Annotated in this window: 16 protein-coding genes; 8 read left to right on the top strand and 8 right to left on the bottom strand. The window is 55.6% G+C overall.

Annotation, left to right across the window (positions count from 1 at the left end; genetic code table 11):
* Positions 1 to 114: 114 nt before the first annotated feature.
* A complete protein-coding gene (locus AC4EYZ_RS13460; RefSeq protein WP_039857609.1) occupies positions 115 to 861 on the top strand; it encodes an SDR family NAD(P)-dependent oxidoreductase in 747 nt (248 codons plus the stop codon).
* Between the two features lie 90 nt (positions 862 to 951).
* Here the strand turns inward: AC4EYZ_RS13460 and ybiO are convergent, their stop codons facing one another.
* The 5 genes from ybiO to trhO form a co-directional block, all read right to left on the bottom strand.
* Entirely contained in the window at positions 952 to 3,363 is a 2,412-nt protein-coding gene (gene ybiO / locus AC4EYZ_RS13455; RefSeq protein ID WP_490203817.1) for a mechanosensitive channel protein, read from the bottom strand.
* Positions 3,364 to 3,521: 158 nt separating this feature from the next.
* Entirely contained in the window at positions 3,522 to 3,953 is a 432-nt protein-coding gene (locus AC4EYZ_RS13450; RefSeq protein WP_039857610.1) for a YqaA family protein, read from the bottom strand.
* A gap of 17 nt (positions 3,954 to 3,970) precedes the next feature.
* Positions 3,971 to 4,792, bottom strand: a complete 822-nt coding sequence (locus tag AC4EYZ_RS13445) for an IclR family transcriptional regulator (RefSeq protein ID WP_022521329.1) — start codon at positions 4,790 to 4,792, stop codon at positions 3,971 to 3,973.
* Between the two features lie 163 nt (positions 4,793 to 4,955).
* Positions 4,956 to 5,762 (bottom strand): enoyl-CoA hydratase, encoded by an 807-nt coding sequence (locus AC4EYZ_RS13440; protein ID WP_474192478.1) that lies wholly within the window; start codon positions 5,760 to 5,762, stop codon positions 4,956 to 4,958.
* 98 nt (positions 5,763 to 5,860) lie between these two features.
* Positions 5,861 to 6,811, bottom strand: coding sequence for an oxygen-dependent tRNA uridine(34) hydroxylase TrhO (trhO, locus tag AC4EYZ_RS13435; protein ID WP_041157277.1), 951 nt, complete (start codon positions 6,809 to 6,811; stop codon positions 5,861 to 5,863).
* A gap of 210 nt (positions 6,812 to 7,021) precedes the next feature.
* Between trhO and AC4EYZ_RS13430 the strand changes: the two genes are divergently transcribed.
* A complete protein-coding gene (locus AC4EYZ_RS13430) occupies positions 7,022 to 7,711 on the top strand; it encodes a pirin family protein (RefSeq protein ID WP_022521326.1) in 690 nt (229 codons plus the stop codon).
* An 85-nt stretch (positions 7,712 to 7,796) separates the two neighbouring features.
* On the opposite strand, the gene serA is transcribed toward AC4EYZ_RS13430, so the two are convergent.
* A complete protein-coding gene (gene serA / locus AC4EYZ_RS13425; protein WP_039857612.1) occupies positions 7,797 to 9,041 on the bottom strand; it encodes a phosphoglycerate dehydrogenase in 1,245 nt (414 codons plus the stop codon).
* 237 nt (positions 9,042 to 9,278) lie between these two features.
* Between serA and AC4EYZ_RS13420 the strand changes: the two genes are divergently transcribed.
* Genes AC4EYZ_RS13420 through djlA form a run of 4 tightly spaced genes read left to right on the top strand, consistent with a single transcriptional unit; the run spans position 9,279 to position 13,181 of the window.
* Positions 9,279 to 9,569 carry an exodeoxyribonuclease VII small subunit gene (locus AC4EYZ_RS13420; protein WP_022521324.1) on the top strand — a complete coding sequence of 97 codons (291 nt, stop codon included), beginning with the start codon at positions 9,279 to 9,281 and terminating at the stop codon, positions 9,567 to 9,569.
* Positions 9,563 to 10,456, top strand: a complete 894-nt coding sequence (ispA, locus tag AC4EYZ_RS13415) for a (2E,6E)-farnesyl diphosphate synthase (protein ID WP_474192479.1) — start codon at positions 9,563 to 9,565, stop codon at positions 10,454 to 10,456. The genes AC4EYZ_RS13420 and ispA overlap by 7 nt, the downstream gene beginning before the upstream one ends.
* 2 nt (positions 10,457 to 10,458) lie before the next feature.
* Positions 10,459 to 12,384, top strand: a complete 1,926-nt coding sequence (gene dxs / locus AC4EYZ_RS13410) for a 1-deoxy-D-xylulose-5-phosphate synthase (protein ID WP_443604644.1) — start codon at positions 10,459 to 10,461, stop codon at positions 12,382 to 12,384.
* Between the two features lie 32 nt (positions 12,385 to 12,416).
* Positions 12,417 to 13,181 (top strand): co-chaperone DjlA, encoded by a 765-nt coding sequence (djlA, locus tag AC4EYZ_RS13405; protein ID WP_027957921.1) that lies wholly within the window; start codon positions 12,417 to 12,419, stop codon positions 13,179 to 13,181.
* 80 nt (positions 13,182 to 13,261) lie between these two features.
* Here djlA and AC4EYZ_RS13400 read toward each other — a convergent pair whose 3' ends face one another.
* Positions 13,262 to 13,999 carry an SDR family oxidoreductase gene (locus tag AC4EYZ_RS13400; protein WP_342584476.1) on the bottom strand — a complete coding sequence of 246 codons (738 nt, stop codon included), beginning with the start codon at positions 13,997 to 13,999 and terminating at the stop codon, positions 13,262 to 13,264.
* 98 nt (positions 14,000 to 14,097) lie between these two features.
* Here AC4EYZ_RS13400 and AC4EYZ_RS13395 point away from each other — a divergent pair, with 98 nt between their 5' ends.
* Together AC4EYZ_RS13395 and AC4EYZ_RS13390 are read left to right on the top strand one after the other, a co-directional pair.
* Positions 14,098 to 15,051, top strand: a complete 954-nt coding sequence (locus AC4EYZ_RS13395) for an AraC family transcriptional regulator (RefSeq protein ID WP_342584477.1) — start codon at positions 14,098 to 14,100, stop codon at positions 15,049 to 15,051.
* Between the two features lie 42 nt (positions 15,052 to 15,093).
* The gene (locus tag AC4EYZ_RS13390; RefSeq protein ID WP_027957924.1) at positions 15,094 to 15,717 is read left to right on the top strand and encodes a glutathione S-transferase family protein; all 624 of its coding nucleotides are present in this window, start codon (positions 15,094 to 15,096) and stop codon (positions 15,715 to 15,717) included.
* 72 nt (positions 15,718 to 15,789) lie between these two features.
* Here the strand turns inward: AC4EYZ_RS13390 and cheZ are convergent, their stop codons facing one another.
* Positions 15,790 to 16,476 carry a protein phosphatase CheZ gene (gene cheZ / locus AC4EYZ_RS13385; protein WP_022521318.1) on the bottom strand — a complete coding sequence of 229 codons (687 nt, stop codon included), beginning with the start codon at positions 16,474 to 16,476 and terminating at the stop codon, positions 15,790 to 15,792.
* Between the last annotated feature and the right edge of the window lie 251 nt (positions 16,477 to 16,727).

Genomic DNA, 16,727 nt, shown 5'->3' with positions numbered 1-16,727 from the left:
CATCTATCAATACCTCTAAGCACGTGCCACGTGCAAGCTGTGTATAAGTTATTGACAAACGCTACACTCACGCAGAAAGTCTTCCTATACCAATAAAACAGTAGGGAACGCTTTATGCATCATCAGGCTGCTCTGGTAACCGGCGGTGCTACCCGCTTGGGCCGATTCTTCTCCGAAGCGTTGGCTGATGCCGGTTTTGATATTGCTCTACACGTTAATCGCTCCCGCAAAGAGGCCGAAGAGGTCGCCAGCGGTATCCGCGCTAAAGGGCGGGAGTGCGAAATATTTTCCTGCGATTTTTTAAACGAAGACTTAAACGACTTACTCCAGTCGGCCAAGCAGCGCTTCCCAGGGCTTAATTTGCTGCTGAACAGCGCCTCTGCCTATGAACCCGCGCCGATCTCGGCGACCGAGCTGGCGATGCTGGAGACACAGTTCAGGGTCAATATGTTTACCCCGCTACTGCTCACCCGTTACTTTGCCGAAACCGTTCAAGAGGGCCAGGTGATCAATATCATCGATAATAAGGTGGCCTATCACCAGTATCCCTATGCAGCCTATTTGCTATCGAAAAAGAGCCTAGCGGAGATGACTCGTATGGCGGCACTGGAGTTCGCACCGCGCATTCGCATTAACGGCATTGCCCCTGGCGTGGTACTGCCCGCTTCCCAGCGCACTAGCGCCTATATTGAGTGGCGTATTGAAGGCATTCCGCTCAAGCGCCAGGGGCACCCCGACCACCTTGTACAAGCTCTGCACTACTTGTTGGAAAACCCCTTTGTAGCGGGGCAGATTCTGTTTGTCGATGGCGGGGAGTCAATCAATCTGGAGGGTCGGCACTCAGAAAACTATGCCAATTAAATAAAAATTCAGCCCTTAAAACGCAACGAGGCCGCCTGAAGGCGGCCTCGTTGCAGCGATTGATAACAATCGCATCACGATAACAACAGTTTAAGTTTCATCGACGTCGTCATGGTCAGGCTTTTCGTGTTCAAAAGTATCAGAGCTAGTTTTACTACCGCGTGGATCAAACCTGTCATCCGATGTAATATCACCCGACTTAGGCTGCCCAGCCGGGCTACCATCGATCGTAAAGGCTTGCTGCATAACACGCAGGTTTGCGGGAGGCGCAGAACCAGTTTTATCTTGCCCGAAGTAGAGCGTGGTATGCGGGAAAGGTATCTCGATACCCGCTTCATCGAAGCGTAGCTTGACGAGGCGATTGTAGGCGCGGCCCACGGCCCACTGGTCGCCCGGCGTAGTCTTGATCACCACACGGATGTTCACGGAGCTGTCTGCCAGCGCAATGACACCTGCCACGGTCAGATCCGCCAACAATTTATGGCTATGCTCTTCGCTGGCTTTCAGGTCTTCAAAAGCCAATTGAAGCTGTGCAATGGCATCATCAATACTCTCACGATAGGCAATACCGTACTCACCCACATGGTTACCAAACTCGCGCATATAGTTAGACACGGTATCCACGCTGGAGAACGGTACGATGTGATAAGTACCGGACAAATCACGAATACCGACAGAGCGGATACTGAGCCGTTCGGCGGTGCCTGTCACGCCACCCACCGTGACCACATCGCCGGTATTCATAGCGTTCTCGACCTGGATAAATACCCCGGTGATAACGTCCTGCACCAGCTTCTGAGCACCAAAACCAATCGCCAAACCAAGTACACCGGCACCGGCAATCAATGGGCCGATATTGATGCCAATTTCCGACAGTACGATCATGCCGGTAATCGTGACCATAGCGATTGCCAGGGCATTACGAAACAGGCTGAGCAGGGTTTTTGCCCGCGCAGAGGGCTCACCGTAGCCGGTTTCCGGATTGAGCTTATGCTCGATCAGGCTTGCCAGGCCCAGCCACACGGCGAGCGCCACAATCAAAATCACCGCAACACTGGTCAGGTTGCCAACCAGCACGGCGCCACCTTCAGAGGCATACCAGGCAGCTAGGTCAAAAGCGCCCCAAGCATTCAGCACCATCATGATGACCACAATCAGAATGATCGTACGCAGCACGCGAAGCGCATTGGGCACGTAGCTGTTTAAGCGCTTTTCAAGCAGCGGTAATTTGCGCCGCAGATCGTCCGACAGGGTAATCCGACGGCCAATGGTCTGGGTAAGAAAAGACGACACCAACAACCCAACGACAATCGCGGCCAATGACTTCAAGGTGGCAAACATCACAAACGGCAGCGCATCGCCGGGGCGCGTTAACGTCAGCACAAATACGATCAAGAAATAGAGCAGCGCGAACAGGTGCCAAGTACGGGCAAATAGCTGCAGCGAGACGCGGCTGGCAGTCAGCGTTGATTTTGCCGCCATCTCGTTCAGATTACCGCGCAGACGGGCGCGGTTTCTTAGCACCACGACCACTGCGTAGATAAACGCCAACAGCATGATCAGCGTGCCGACCGCTTGCCCCAGCGAGGCCGCCACATAGAAGTTAACCAGCGGGACTACCACCATCAGGCCGTAACCGACCATGCCGATCAACCGCGCTAACCAGCGGTTCCAGTAGGAGGCTTCCTGGGCAGAGATAGGCAGTAGCCGCAGCCCTTCGTAGCGCGAAGAGAACAGCATTCGCACACCGGCTTTGAGCAGTTCAATAATCAAGAACGCATTTAAAAACAGCGAGGCACGGGTCGAGAGCTCCCCTGCTTCACCAATCGCAAAGGTGGCCAGCAGATTACCACCCACATAGGCCAAGCCGACAAGCAGCACATCGATGACTGCCGCAATCGCCACGCAGAAAACCAAACGTAAAACGGGGGTTAAATTTTTACCATTCAGCGACCAGCCGCTGATTTTGGTAAACAGCGGCTTAGCCAACCGCCGAACAATCATAAACAGTGCAAAGGTGGCGACAATCACCATACCCAGATTAATCGCCGCACTGGTGAAGGCGGCCATATCAAAGACACTGTCGGCCTCTTGGCCAGAAAACAGACCGCCGACAATGCCTACCACTTGCTCGAATTGACCACCCACATCGCTTACCACACGACTGGTGAGCTCAGCGAGTTGGCGTGGCAGCGAGACATCCTCCGGCGCTATCTCACTGCCTTGAGCGGCCGCTTCCGGGGAGAGTTCGGTAGCAACGCCATTGGGCAGCGCTGAGGCTTGATTGCGCAACATCTCAATCAGCTCTTGCCGCGACTGCTCATCCTCTAGCAGGTTCGCCAGCGCCTCATAGGACGTAGGCGCTGCTTCTTCAGAGGATGCAGCACCATCGGCGCTGGTCGACTCACTTGGCGCGCTCTGCGCCATCGCTGGCGTGGCTATTAAGGCAATCATTGCCAATAGCCAGACACCTAGCCAGGGTAATAAACGAAGTGGCTTCACACCTAAACCTCCTTTTGGGTGAGTGTTCTGTTCAATCTAACGGCTGCTTAGTTTTACGCAAGCCAATAATAGGCAGCCCAAGTTGCTTACACTCTACACTGCCAGCGCCGCTTGTGAAAAAGTTGTACAGGTTAACATGACTTGATTAATAAGGCGTTTCACTGGCAAAGCGATAATAGCCACTGCTGTGCCAGCAGTAACACCACCGCGTAACGCGTACCTTTAGCGACCACAATCCACGCTAGCGCCCGCCACCAGGGCAGCCGGAAAACGCCGGCCAGTACAGTGAGAGGGTCACCAATAATCGGTGCCCAGGAAACCAGCAGGCTTAGCTCGCCAAAGCGATGATACCAGCGCTCCGCTCGGGCTAAGCTGCGTGGCGAGGCCGGAAACCAGCGGCGATCTTGAAACTGACGCGCATAGCGGCCCATCGCCACGTTGATCATGCTGCCGAGAGTGTTGCCCGCCGTGGCCACCGCCCACAGCCCCAGAGGCGGTTCGCCGAGACACCACAGCCGCGCTAGCCACACTTCCGACCCACCGGGAAGCAGCGTGGCGCTGACCAGGGCGACAAAAAACAGGCTTAGCATAGACTCAGTGAGCCACGTTAACGTGGCACCTGCCCACCTAACTGCTGGGTTATCTCATCGGCCGTTTGGCGAACCAGCGCTCCCAGGGTGAGTAAGCGAGCTTCCGGGATGCGCGCCACCGGGCCAGACACCGAGATCGCCGCCAACGGCGTGCCGTGCTCATCAAACACACAGGCGGCCACGCAATGCAGGCCTATGGCATGCTCTTCACGGTCGCAGGCAAAGCCTTGGGCACGAATCTGCTCCGTTTCCATTTGAAGTGTGTCGGATTGATAGAGCGTATTGGCGGTCACTCTTGCCAACTCGCTGCCATCCAGCAGTTTGGCGCGCTCATCATCGGGCATCCACGCTAGCAGCGCTTTACCTACGCCGGAGGCATGCAGCGGCGCGCGGGAACCTAGGCGGGTGATCATACGCATCATTTGCGGTGATTCATGCTGCGCTAAAAATACCGCCGTGACCCCATCGCGAATGCCCAAATTAGCGGTCTCGCCGGTCTCAGCGGTTAAACGGCGTAGAAAAGGGCGACTTGTGGCCACCACGTCGCGGGCTTCAAGAAAGCTATTGCCGATACGGAAGGTTTTGACATCGATGCGCCATAGGCCTTGCTCGTTCTCCTGGGTCACAAACCCCTGACTCTGCAAGGCTTGCAGCAAGCGGTGGGTGGTAGAGGGCGCCAACTCAGCCATCTCCGCCACATCTGAAAGTGCTAAACCAAGCGGGCTGGCCGCAAGGTACTCCAACAGCGTTAAGCCACGCACCAACGACTGGCTATGGCCTCCGCTAGCTTTGGCGGTACTCGCCGGACGACCGACCGTCCTGCGTTTGGCTTCACTCACTTGGCTTTCTCCAAATAGGCACTGCTAAAAGACGCTCCCAAAAGCGCTCCTACTACTTACTAAAAGCGCCCTTGCTGACGGCGCCTTCCCTAAAATACAAAGGGCGTCAGGATAACGTGACAACATGGCAATTGTCGCGTTTACGGAAACGAATTCCATTCATTCAGCGATGGTTCCAGCGCGGTAGCCGCTTAGCTATAAACGCATCGATCCCCTCGCTCACATCCTCGGCTAACATATTGCAGGCCATGGTTTTCCCGGCAAAGGCGTAGGCTTCGTCGAGCGGCATGCTCAACTGACGGGCAAACATGGCTTTTCCGGTACGCACCGCAACGGCGCTTTTAGCGCAGATACTGGTGGACAGGGCTTCAATTGCTTCGTCCAGCGCGTCATCATCTGCCACGCGGTTAATCAACCCCCACTCAGCGGCTTGATCAGCACTGATAAACTCCCCGGTAAGCAGCATCTCCATGGCGTGTTTACGCGCAACGTTGCGGGAAAGTGCTACCGCTGGAGTAGAACAAAACAGGCCAACATTGATGCCGGAAACAGCAAAGCGTGCGCTGCGCGCCGCCACCGCCAGATCACAGCTCGCCACCAGTTGGCAGCCCGCAGCGGTGGCTATGCCCTGCACTTTGGCGATGACCGGCACAGGCAAGTGCACAATGGCCTGCATCACTTCGCTACAGCGGGCAAACAGCGCTTGATAGTAGGCTTTATCGGGGTTGGCACGCATCTGCTTCAGATCATGCCCGGCGCAGAAGGCTTTGCCTTCGGCGGCAAGTACCACACAGCGCACGCTGCTATCGTCGGCAATTTCGGCTAACGCGTCGTGAAGCGCTTGCAACATGGCTTCCGAGAGCGCGTTAAAGCGCTCTGGCGCGCTCATCGTCAGCGTTGTGACGCCTTGCTGGTCAAAACGTTGTAGGAGGGAGGCCGTTGTGGAAAGGTCATCAGTGGTGATGGGCATGGTGAACTCCTGAGGTTGAGTAACACTTTGCCCATCAGTCTAGCGCACAAGCTTTACGTACGTTTTTGTTTAAAAATCTTACCTACAAGTGCGCTACTTCATTTTTTCATTAGGCGGGTGTCACGGCCTAAGGGGTGCGGCTCGCCGCGCTGTTTGGCTAAATCGATTTGGCGTTGGCGCTCACGGGCCGCCGCGCGGGTCTTCTCCGGCAACGAGTCGATGCAGTGGGGGCAGCTAATCCCTGGCTCGTAAGCAGAAGACTGCATATCCTCGGCGGAGATCGGCATGCGGCAAGCGTGGCACTGCTCGAACTCGCCTTTGCTTAAGTCGTGGCGCACCGTGACCCGGTTATCGAACACAAAGCACTCACCGCGCCACAGCGACTGCTCTTCCGGGACTTTTTCCAGGTAGTTCAGCACGCCGCCTTTTAAGTGGTAGACCTCTTCAAAGCCTTCTTTAAGCATAAAGCTGGAGGCTTTTTCACAGCGGATGCCGCCGGTGCAGAACATCGCTACTTTCTTATGTTTTTCCGGGTCGTAGTGCTCGCGCACGTACTCAGGAAACTCTCGGAAAGTGGTGGTTTTAGGATCGATCGCCCGCTCGAAGCTGCCAATCGCCACTTCGTAATCATTGCGGGTATCGATCACCAGTACTTCCGGATCGGCAATGATGTCGTTCCAGTTTTCCGGCTCGACGTAAGTGCCCACGGTATCGTTAGGGTCGATATCCGGCACGCCGAGGGTGACGATTTCTTTTTTGAGTTTGACCTTGGTGCGGTAGAACGGCGTTTCGTCACAAAAAGACTCTTTGTGATCAATATCAGCCAAGCGTGGGTCAGCAGTCAGCCAAGTCAACAGTGCGTCGATACCTTCGCGACTACCCGCCACCGTGCCGTTAATGCCCTCTTTGGCGAGCAGCAGCGTGCCCTTTACATCGTTATCGAGCATGGTTTGGCGCAGCGGTTCGCGCAGCGCTTCAAAGTCATTGAGGGTGACAAATTTGTACAGCGCAGCGACCACAATGGGCGGCGTTTGAACAGTTACTGACATGCAAAACTCCTGGTAGTCACCCTCGCAAAGGGCGGACCGGGTTAGAAGAGGCCAGGATTTTACTCGAAAGCTAACCAAAAGTTTAGCGCTGGCAATCACATTTAATACATCGATTTATTCGACAGGAACGTGCAGAAAGCTTCACCCCACGGAGCGTCAGTAAGGCGTATATTGTCATTATTCAATCTCACGCAACCTGCGGAGCACACCATGATTATTCGTCGTTCAAACGAGCGGGGCTACGCCGACCACGGCTGGCTGCGTTCTTTCCATACCTTTTCCTTTGCCAACTACGTTGACCGCAACCATATGGGGTTCCGCGCTCTGCGCGTGATCAATGAAGACCGCGTAGCGGGCGGCCATGGTTTTGGCGCCCATCCTCACCGGGATATGGAGATCATCTCCTATGTGCTTGAAGGTGAGATGGAGCACAAAGACAACATGGGCAATGGCGAGGTGATGCGCCCGGGCGATGTGCAGCGCATGTCGGCGGGCACCGGCGTGCTGCACAGCGAGTTTAATCACTCCAAGGAGAACGGGCTGCACTTCCTGCAGATCTGGATTGAACCCAAGCAGCTCGGCATTAAACCCAGCTATGAGCAAAAGGCTTTTCCTAGCGCTGAGCGTCAAGGGCAATGGCGTTTAGTGGCTTCTGAAGAAGGCCGCGACGGGTCTGTGAGCATCAACCAGGATGTGAACCTTTACGCGGGTTTGTTTAACGCTGGCGAACAGGCAACAGCGCCGCCTTCGCGCTACGCTTGGCTGCATGTGGTGAACGGCGAAATGGAGATTAACGGTGAGACGCTGAGCGCAGGCGACGCCGCGGCGTTCCAACCGGATGAGGCGATAAACCTTACCGGCAAGGAAGCAGGCGAAGTGCTGCTGTTTGATCTTGCTTAAAGACCGAACCTACTAAACTGCCTAAACCGAAACGGCGCCTCGCAAGAGGCGCCGTTTTTACAGCCAACTTATTTAACCAATTGCGTTAGCTATTTTGCGCCGAGTAGAGCGCACGAATTTTCAGCGTGTGATCCACTTGCTTCAATGCTTCCAGCGCCTGGGGGCCGTAGGCTTTATCTACATCAATGACCACATAACCGACTTTTTCATTGGTCTGCAGGTATTGACCGGAGATGTTGATGTCATTTTCAGACAGCACGCGGTTAATCTGCGACAGCACGCCCGGTACGTTATCGTGAATATGCAGCAAACGGTGCTTGTCCGGGTGAGCGGGCAGCGCCACCTCGGGGAAGTTGACCGAGGTCACGGTGGTGCCGTTATCAGAGTAAGTAATCAGCTTTTCTGACACTTCGATACCGATATTCTCCTGAGCTTCCAGGGTAGAGCCACCGATATGTGGGGTCAGAATCACATTCTCCAAGCCACGCAGCGGGCTCTCAAACTCTTCTTCGTTGCCTTTCGGCTCTACCGGGAAGACGTCAATCGCCGCGCCGTTGAGATTGCCCGCTTTAAGCGCTTCGGCAAGCGGTTCGATTTCAACGACGCTACCGCGGGAGGCATTAATAAAGATCGCACCGGGCTTCATGGCAGCGATCTCTTTTGCGCCGATCATCCAGCGGGTAGAGGCAAGGTCAGGCACGTGCAGGCTAATGACATCGGAACGACCCAGCAGCTCTTCAAGGCTTGCTACCTGGTTTGCATTACCCATACCCAGCTTGGCGATGACATCATAGTAAATGACGTTAAAGCCCAGCGATTCGGCCAGCACCGAAAGTTGCGCACCGATGCTGCCGTAGCCAACGATACCCAGCGTTTTACCGCGCGCTTCGTGGGAGTTCTTCGCTGACTTCAGCCAGCCACCCTGGTGAGCGCGGGCGTTTTTCTCTGGGATACCGCGCAGTAGCATAATCGCTTCTGCCAGCACCAGCTCGGCCACCGAACGGGTATTGGAGTACGGCGCGTTAAATACCGCGATACCGCGGGTGAGGGCAGCGGTTAAATCGACCTGATTGGTGCCGATACAGAAACAGCCAACGCCGACTAGCTTCTCTGCCGCCTCGAACACGCGCTCCGTTAACTGGGTGCGGGAACGAATACCAATGAAGTGAACATCGCGGATCTTTTCGATCAGCGCATCCTCATCAAGGGACGTCGGCAGGTGCTCAATATTGGCGTACCCTGACGTGTGAAAATTGTCCACCGCACTTTGGTGGACGCCCTCGAGTAGCAGGATCTTGATCTTGCTCTTGTCCAGGGACGTTTTGGCCATGGCTGAATCAACCTCTATGGTCGGCGGCATGCGCCGTGTATCGGTTCACGGGAGGCGCATATCGTAGCACAGCCCGCATCGTTCAGGCCGGGTGTGAATGATGAAAAGTCTGCGTGGTGACAATGAATGGATCGCAAGTCGCGCAACAAGCTGTATTGAAGAGGGCAGACGCCGCCCCCCAGCCTCGGTGTATACTGTGGGCTTATTTTAAAAATACCGGTTTACAGGCACCCCCCAATGAGTGACACGACATCACCCCCACAGGACTTTGCCGCGACGGTTGAGCAACTCGAAACCATCGTTGAACGTCTCGAGTCAGGCGAGCTCTCATTGGAAGATGCACTGACCGCGTTTGAACAGGGCGTGCGGCTGACCCGCGATGCCCAGCAGCGCCTGGATAGCGCCGAACTCAAGGTGCGGGCGCTGAGTGAAGATAGCGAAGGACGTTTAAACGTAACGCCCTTTACTGGCCCCGACGACCCTAAGGATGCGGCCGAGGATGAGAGCAAGGAGACGCCCCCATGGTAGCCATGCAGCCTAGCCAGCTTGCCACCCTGCGTCAGACCAGCAATGCCCGCGTAGATGCCACCCTAGCGGCGCTGTTTGATAACCGCCCAGCGGTAGCGCCACGCCTCGAGGCGGCAATGCGCCATGGCCTGCTGGCCGGCGGCAAACGCCTGCGACCGCTACTGGTGTATATGGCTGGTCAGGCACTCGGTGCTAAAGACGATGCTCTGGATGCCCCCGCCGCGGCCATTGAGCTAATCCACGCTTACTCGTTGATCCATGATGATCTTCCAGCCATGGATGACGACGACCTGCGTCGTGGTCAGCCCACGGTGCATAAAGCCTTTGATGAAGCGAGTGCGATTCTGGCCGGAGACGCCCTGCAGGCGCTGGCCTTCGAAGTGTTGGCCAGCAATGCGCACCCCCGGCTGAGCCATTTGGTGCACACCCTGGCCTCCGCCTCTGGCCGTGATGGCATGGTGGCAGGGCAGGCGCTAGATTTAGACGCCGTCGGTGATCACCCGGATGTCGATGCCCTGGCCCATATGCACGCCCATAAAACCGGCGCACTGATCGTCGCTGCAGTGCGTTTGGGCGGCCTGGTAGCCGTCGACGACGATGACCCGCACTTAGACGCGCTTACTCGCTACGCCCGCGCCATTGGTCTAGCCTTTCAGATTCACGACGACATCCTAGATGTGACCGGCGATACCGTTACCCTAGGCAAAACGTCAGGCGCCGATGCCGCACGCGCCAAGCCCACCTACCCCAGCCTGCTGGGGTTAGCGGGTGCTCAACGCAAAGCGCACAGCCTGATTGACGAGGCCATTGCCGCACTCGCCCCATTAGGCGAGCGTGCTGCACCGCTGGCCGACTTAGCCCACTACATGATCGAGCGCGACCACTAAAGATGCCCATGAAGCTGTTCGACGAAATCCCCCGCGAGCGCCCAACGACGCCGCTGCTCGACTCCTTTGACCACCCCGCCGCGTTGCGGGCCATGAATGCCTCCCAGCTCGCCCAACTGGCCGACGAGCTACGCGCCTACCTGCTCTATAGCGTGGGTGTTTCCGGCGGTCACTTTGGCGCTGGGCTCGGCGTGGTCGAGCTGAGCGTTGCCCTGCACCATGTCTACCAAACGCCCCACGACCGACTAGTGTGGGACGTGGGCCATCAGGCCTACCCGCACAAGATTCTCACCGGCCGCCGCGAGGCCATGCTAAGTATTCGCCAGCACGGCGGTCTGGCAGCATTTCCACGCCGCGCCGAGTCCGAGTACGACACCTTTGGCGTCGGCCACTCCAGCACGTCGATTTCGGCGGCATTGGGTATGGCACTGGCAGCGAAGGCACAGGGCGATAAGCGTCACGTGTGCGCGATTATTGGCGACGGCGCATTGACCGCCGGCATGGCCTTTGAAGCCCTCGCCCACGCTGGCCACGTGAATGCCAATCTATTGGTAGTGCTCAACGACAACGAGATGTCGATTTCCGAGAACGTCGGCGGCATGGCGACCTACCTAGCCCGGGTGCTCTCCAGCAAGCCCTACCTGAAAATACGCGAAGAGAGTAAAAAAGTGCTTTCGCACCTGCCCGGCGCCCTGGAACTTGCCCGGCGCACTGAAGGGCATATGAAAGGCATGGTCAGCCCCGCCACGCTATTTGAAGAGATGGGTTTTAACTACGTAGGCCCCATTGATGGCCATGACCTAGACGCGTTAACCCATACAATCGAAAACCTGCGCGACCTCGACGGCCCGCAGTTTCTGCATATCAAGACGGTGAAAGGCAAAGGCTTTCTGCCCGCCGAAGCGGATCAGATTGGCTACCACGCTATTACTAAGCTGGAAAAACCCGAAACGCTAGCCAACGCGACTACGGTCAAGAAACCGGTGGTTACCCCGCCACCCGCGAAGAAAAAATACTGCAATGTGTTCGGCGAATGGCTGTGCGATATGGCGGCAAGCGACCCGCGCCTGATGGGCATTACCCCCGCCATGCGCGAAGGCTCCGACCTGATTCGCTTCTCTAAAGAGTACCCTCAACGCTATTTCGATGTGGCGATTGCCGAGCAGCATGCGGTAACCCTTGCAGCGGGTATGGCCTGCGAAAGCATGAAACCAGTGGTGGCAATTTATTCCACTTTTCTACAGCGCGGCTACGATCAGTTGATTCATGACGTCGCGGTGCAGAACCTGGACGTCACTTTCGCCATTGATCGCGCGGGCCTGGTAGGTGAAGACGGCCCCACGCACCACGGCAGCATGGATCTCTCCTTCTTGCGCTGCGTGCCCGGCATGGTGATTCTAGCTCCGGCGGATGAAGCCGAGTGCCGCGCTATGCTCAGTGCCGCCTATCATCACCCTGGTCCTGCTGCGGTGCGCTACCCTCGTGGCACCGGCCCTGGTGCGGAAATTCCCGCGCATCTTGAGCCACTCGCCATTGGTAAAGCGGAAGTACGCCGCCACGCCGCCAACGACGGAGTGCGCATCGCGCTGCTCGCCTTTGGCAGCCTCAACAGCGCCGCAGCGGAAGTCGCCGAACGGCTCAATGCGACTCACATCAATATGCGCTCCATCAAGCCGCTGGATCGCGATGCGCTACTGCACGCAGCCGACGAGCACGAGCTACTAGTGACCCTGGAAGAGAACGTGATTGCCGGTGGCGCGGGTAGTGCCGTAAATGAGCTGCTCCACGCTGAAGGCGTTCAGGTGGAAGTGCTCAACCTCGGCCTACCGGACGCTTTTGTGGAACATGGCACACCCGCGCAACTGCTTGCCGACTGTCAGCTGGATATCGAAGGCATTGAGCAGGCTATTCGCGCTCGACTGCCATAAGCCATTATTTTTTAAATTACTTTGAGACTAATATGCTATTTCTAATTATTATTTTCGCCTTGATTGGCCTTGCGTTTGGAGGCCCGGTAGGGCTGCTGATTGGCGGTGGCCTGGGCTGGTGGCTAGGCAAGCGCCTTAGCCGCCGCCTGAATATCGCGCGGATGCGCATCCAGGAAGGCTTTTTGGAGTCGATTTTCTCGGTGATGGGCTGCTTATGCCAAGCCGACGGTAAAGTGACCGACGGCGAGTTGGACGTTGCCGAAAAGCTGTTTGATCAAATGCACCTCCAGGGCGAACAGCGCGCCAAGGCTCGCGCCGCCTTCGAGCGTGGCCGCGCCGATGACTTCGATCTAGACGCCGAGCTGGCCACCGTTAACCGCTTAACCCAACGCCAGCCGGTACTGCGCCAGGTATTTATCCAGGTTCAGCTTTCTGCTATCGCCGCAGATGGCGTGCTTCACCCCGCCGAGCACGAGATGATTCTACGTGTCGCCCGGGGCGTAGGCTGCAGCGACGCCGAAGTGCAGCAGATCGAAGCGATGTTGCACGGCGCGGCCGCGAACTCTCAAGGCGCCAGCGAAGAGGCTCTCAAGGACGCTTACCGCGTATTGGGGGTTTCTGATGACGCCAGCGATGCTGAAATCAAAAAAGCCTACCGCCGTCTGATGAGCCAAAACCACCCGGACAAACTGGCCGGCAAAGGCCTGCCCGAGAGCATGCGTGATATCGCACAGGCACGCACCAGCGAAATCGGCAATGCCTACGAGCGGATCCGCGAGGCAAGGGGGAACGCTTAGTCTGACCGCAATCGCCAATTTCCAAAAGCTAGTTAACGAGGCCCCACAAGGGTAACTTCGATAGCTCTAGGCCTTTGATCTTACCCTTGCGCCGTTGGCCGAACGACAATGTCTCCAATATCGACTTCGGGTGGTTGGGCAATGGCAAAAGCGATGGCCGATGCAACAGCAGCAGGGTCAATGGCTATTGACTCCATGCTGTCCGCAACCTTATTTCGAAGCTCTTGAGAAGGGATAGCGTCGCCAAAACTCGTGCGAATTATGCCGGGAGATATCCCCGTTACTCGCAGGTTGGGGCCTGCTTCTTGTCGAAGTCCCTCGTGGATAGTGCGTACGGCATTTTTTGTACCTGCGTAAATAGCCTGCCCTGGAACGATCTTTAGCCCGGCTGTTGAAATCACACTCACGAAGTGCCCCGAGGACTGCCGACGGAAAATCGGTAGTGCAGCCGCGATGCCATAGATGACTCCGCGCAAATTCACATCAATCATCGCATCCCAATCGTCAACGCGCAGTTCATCTAACATTGAGATGGGGCCGATGCCTGCGTTGGAAATGAAAACATCAAGCTGACCAAACCGCTGACAGGCAACGTCAACCAGTCTCTGCAGATCCTCGCGGACGCAGACATCCGTTATTGCGAAGGCCGCTTCGCCCCCCATCAGCGTTATCTCTTCCTCGAGGCTTTCCAGCGCTTCCCTTTTGCGAGCCCCTAGAACTAGCTTTGCCCCCACTCCAGCCAGCTTAAGTGCGGTTTCTCGGCCAATGCCGCTGCTTGCTCCCGTGATAGCGATAACCTTGCCGCTGATACCCGTCATTTCATATCCCCCTTCTCGGTCAATGAAAATATTATGGTGAGCCTCAGCTGGTTTATCTATGCTGGAAAATACAGTTTTTTATAGAGATCGTATTAATAATGAGCGATACGCTAACGGAAGTATTTTCGCTACTCGATTTGCGTAGTGCGCGATGTACCAGACTCGAAGCCGGTGGGGACTGGGCACTTCGCTTTCCTGCAAAACCTGCTCTTAAATTCGCAGCCGTTATGCGTGGAGGCTGCTGGCTGATATATCCAAACCAAGAACATATCTGGCTTGATGAAGGTGATGTATTCCTTCTTTCACACACGCCACCCTACGTTATTGCCAGTGATCCCAACCTCTTGGCCGAGGACGGAGTGGCCGTTATCGACTGGGAACATTCCGATACTGGTCATTACGGCGGCGCCGAGACAGTACTGCTTGCTGGAAGCTTTCTATTAGATGATCTACACGCGCAATTATTGATCGACACTCTACCGCCATTCATGCGAATTCCGGCTGCTGCACCATCGGCAGCCTCTTTGCGACATACTTTAGAAATCCTGGATACCGAAATCCGTCGTACCGAGATTGGTTTCGGTTTAATGCGGCGACATTTAGCTGACATGCTGCTGGTTCAACTTCTACGTGCTTTTGCAAAACGGGAATATGCTGGCACCACAGCGGAACCTGAAGATGTTTTAACCAGCTGGATTGGAGCACTGAATAACTCTCAAATTGGCGCCGCGTTAGATCTCATGCATTCTGAGCCTAGTCGCCCCTGGACAGTCGCAGACCTATCACATCGAGTCGGCATGTCGCGATCTTCGTTCTCTAATGCCTTCCGAACAGCTGTAGGAAAATCACCGATCGATTATTTGTTGCATTGGCGAATGCAGCTGGCGCAAAGATTGATTCAGGAAGGCCTAAGTATCGCAGAGGTTTCTGAAACCGTGGGTTATATGTCACAGAGTGCTTTCGGCGCCGCCTTTAAACGAACCGTTGGACACTCCCCCAAAGCCCAGTTAAAAAAACCTGTGGGCAAGGAAGAGAATCGACAGCGTCGCTAACGACCGCTAGATTAAAGAATCGTTTTTCGCCAGGAGCACGCCATGATCACGCTGTACAGCTTTCCCCACTCCCGCTCGCTACGAGCAGCGTGGACGCTTGAAGAGTTAGGCCTAGAGTATCAGTGCCAGCATGTGGCGCTGGATAAAGGCGAGGGGCAAACAGCCAAGCATTTGGCGCGTCACCCGGATGGCAAGGTGCCAGTTCTTGAAGATGGAGAAGTATCGCTATTTGAATCAGTGCCGATTTGCCGTTATCTAGCGGAGCAATATGGCGACGGCACCCTCCTACCCAGCAGCCCTGCCGCTCGAGCTCAGGTCGACCAGTGGCTCAGCTTTATCGTCACCGAAATGGAACAGCCATTGTGGAATCAGGCCAAGCATAAGTTTGCCTTGCCCACAGACAAACGCGTTCCCGCTATTTTGCCGGTCTGCGCATGGGAGTTTCAGCGTGCGCTAAGCGCGCTGGAGCGCCGCTACAACGGGCAAGAAAACTTGGTGGGTAACACCTTTACCCTTGCGGATCTGTTTTTAACCCATACTTTATCGTGGGCGGTCAGCATGAAGCACCGCTTACCCGAACCGCTATTGGCCTATCGCGAACGCCATATTCAGCGCGCCGCGATGGCTAGAGCAATCGAAAAAGAGCAGGCAGCAGCAGAGAGTTAATCAACATCTAAACGCTTTAAAAACCGTTGCTGGCAGTATGTGGCAACGGTTTTTAAACTAGTCGGGCGTTGCTTAAAAGCCAAGGTCATCAAGCAAATCGTCTACTTGATCCTGCCCTGCCACCACATCCGTCTTATTTTGGTTCACCTGCGGCCCGTTACGAAGCTTGGCATGTTCATCGCGGTCATCTTCCATCTTAACGCCGTCGGTGACGTGAGGAACATTATCGACCAGCACCTGAACAAGCTGCTCTTCGATGAGCTTGATGACTTCCATCATTTTCTTAATCACCTGACCGGTGAGATCCTGAAAGTCTTGGGCCATCATAATTTCAAGCAGCTCTTTTTGAGTAGCCCCGGTTGCGGTGGGAAGCTTACTGCTCAAAAAGTTCTGTGTATCCTCGACGAGCTTAGCATCACCTTCTACTGCCGCGAGCTTAGCTGCCGCCGCCTGCCAGCGCTCATTAAGCGCAGCGCCTTCTTCTTCAAGGCTGTCTTGCACCGGTTGAGCGCGCTCAACGGCATTCAATGCCCGCTCTGCGGCCTGCTCCGTCATTGAGGCAACGTAGTTGAGCCGGTCATTGGCATCCGGTATTGCCTGCGCCGCCTGGCTAATCTGCTGATCTAGGCCCAGCTCTTTCATGCTGTCCCGCAGTAGGCGCGTTAAGTGGCCTATGCGATGCACCATCTCATCAGTACTGTCTTTTTTGCCCAGTACCGACGGCATCGTCGTGTCGTGGGCGTTGTTAACAGTGCTCATGACAATCCTCTTGTTGGAAAAGCTTATTGAATGTCGTTTTGGGTGTGGCAATAGACATCACTATACGAACCCACTGTGTTTTTTCAGGATGCACGGCGTTAAACACATCAAGGTCTGCATCTAAACCTGATACTACTGTCGGCTCAACATCCTAAAACTTAAGTTTAACGTTTAGTCTACAGTGGGAAACTGCGAGTTACAGGTATTTTTAACCCCTTAAAAACCATCTAATTTACAGGCGGGTTCAAGCA

The sequence above is a fragment of the Vreelandella sp. 162(4c) genome, from assembly GCF_058152265.1.
Note: the sequence above shows the minus strand (reverse complement) of the source record. Positions and strands in the feature narration are given on the sequence as shown.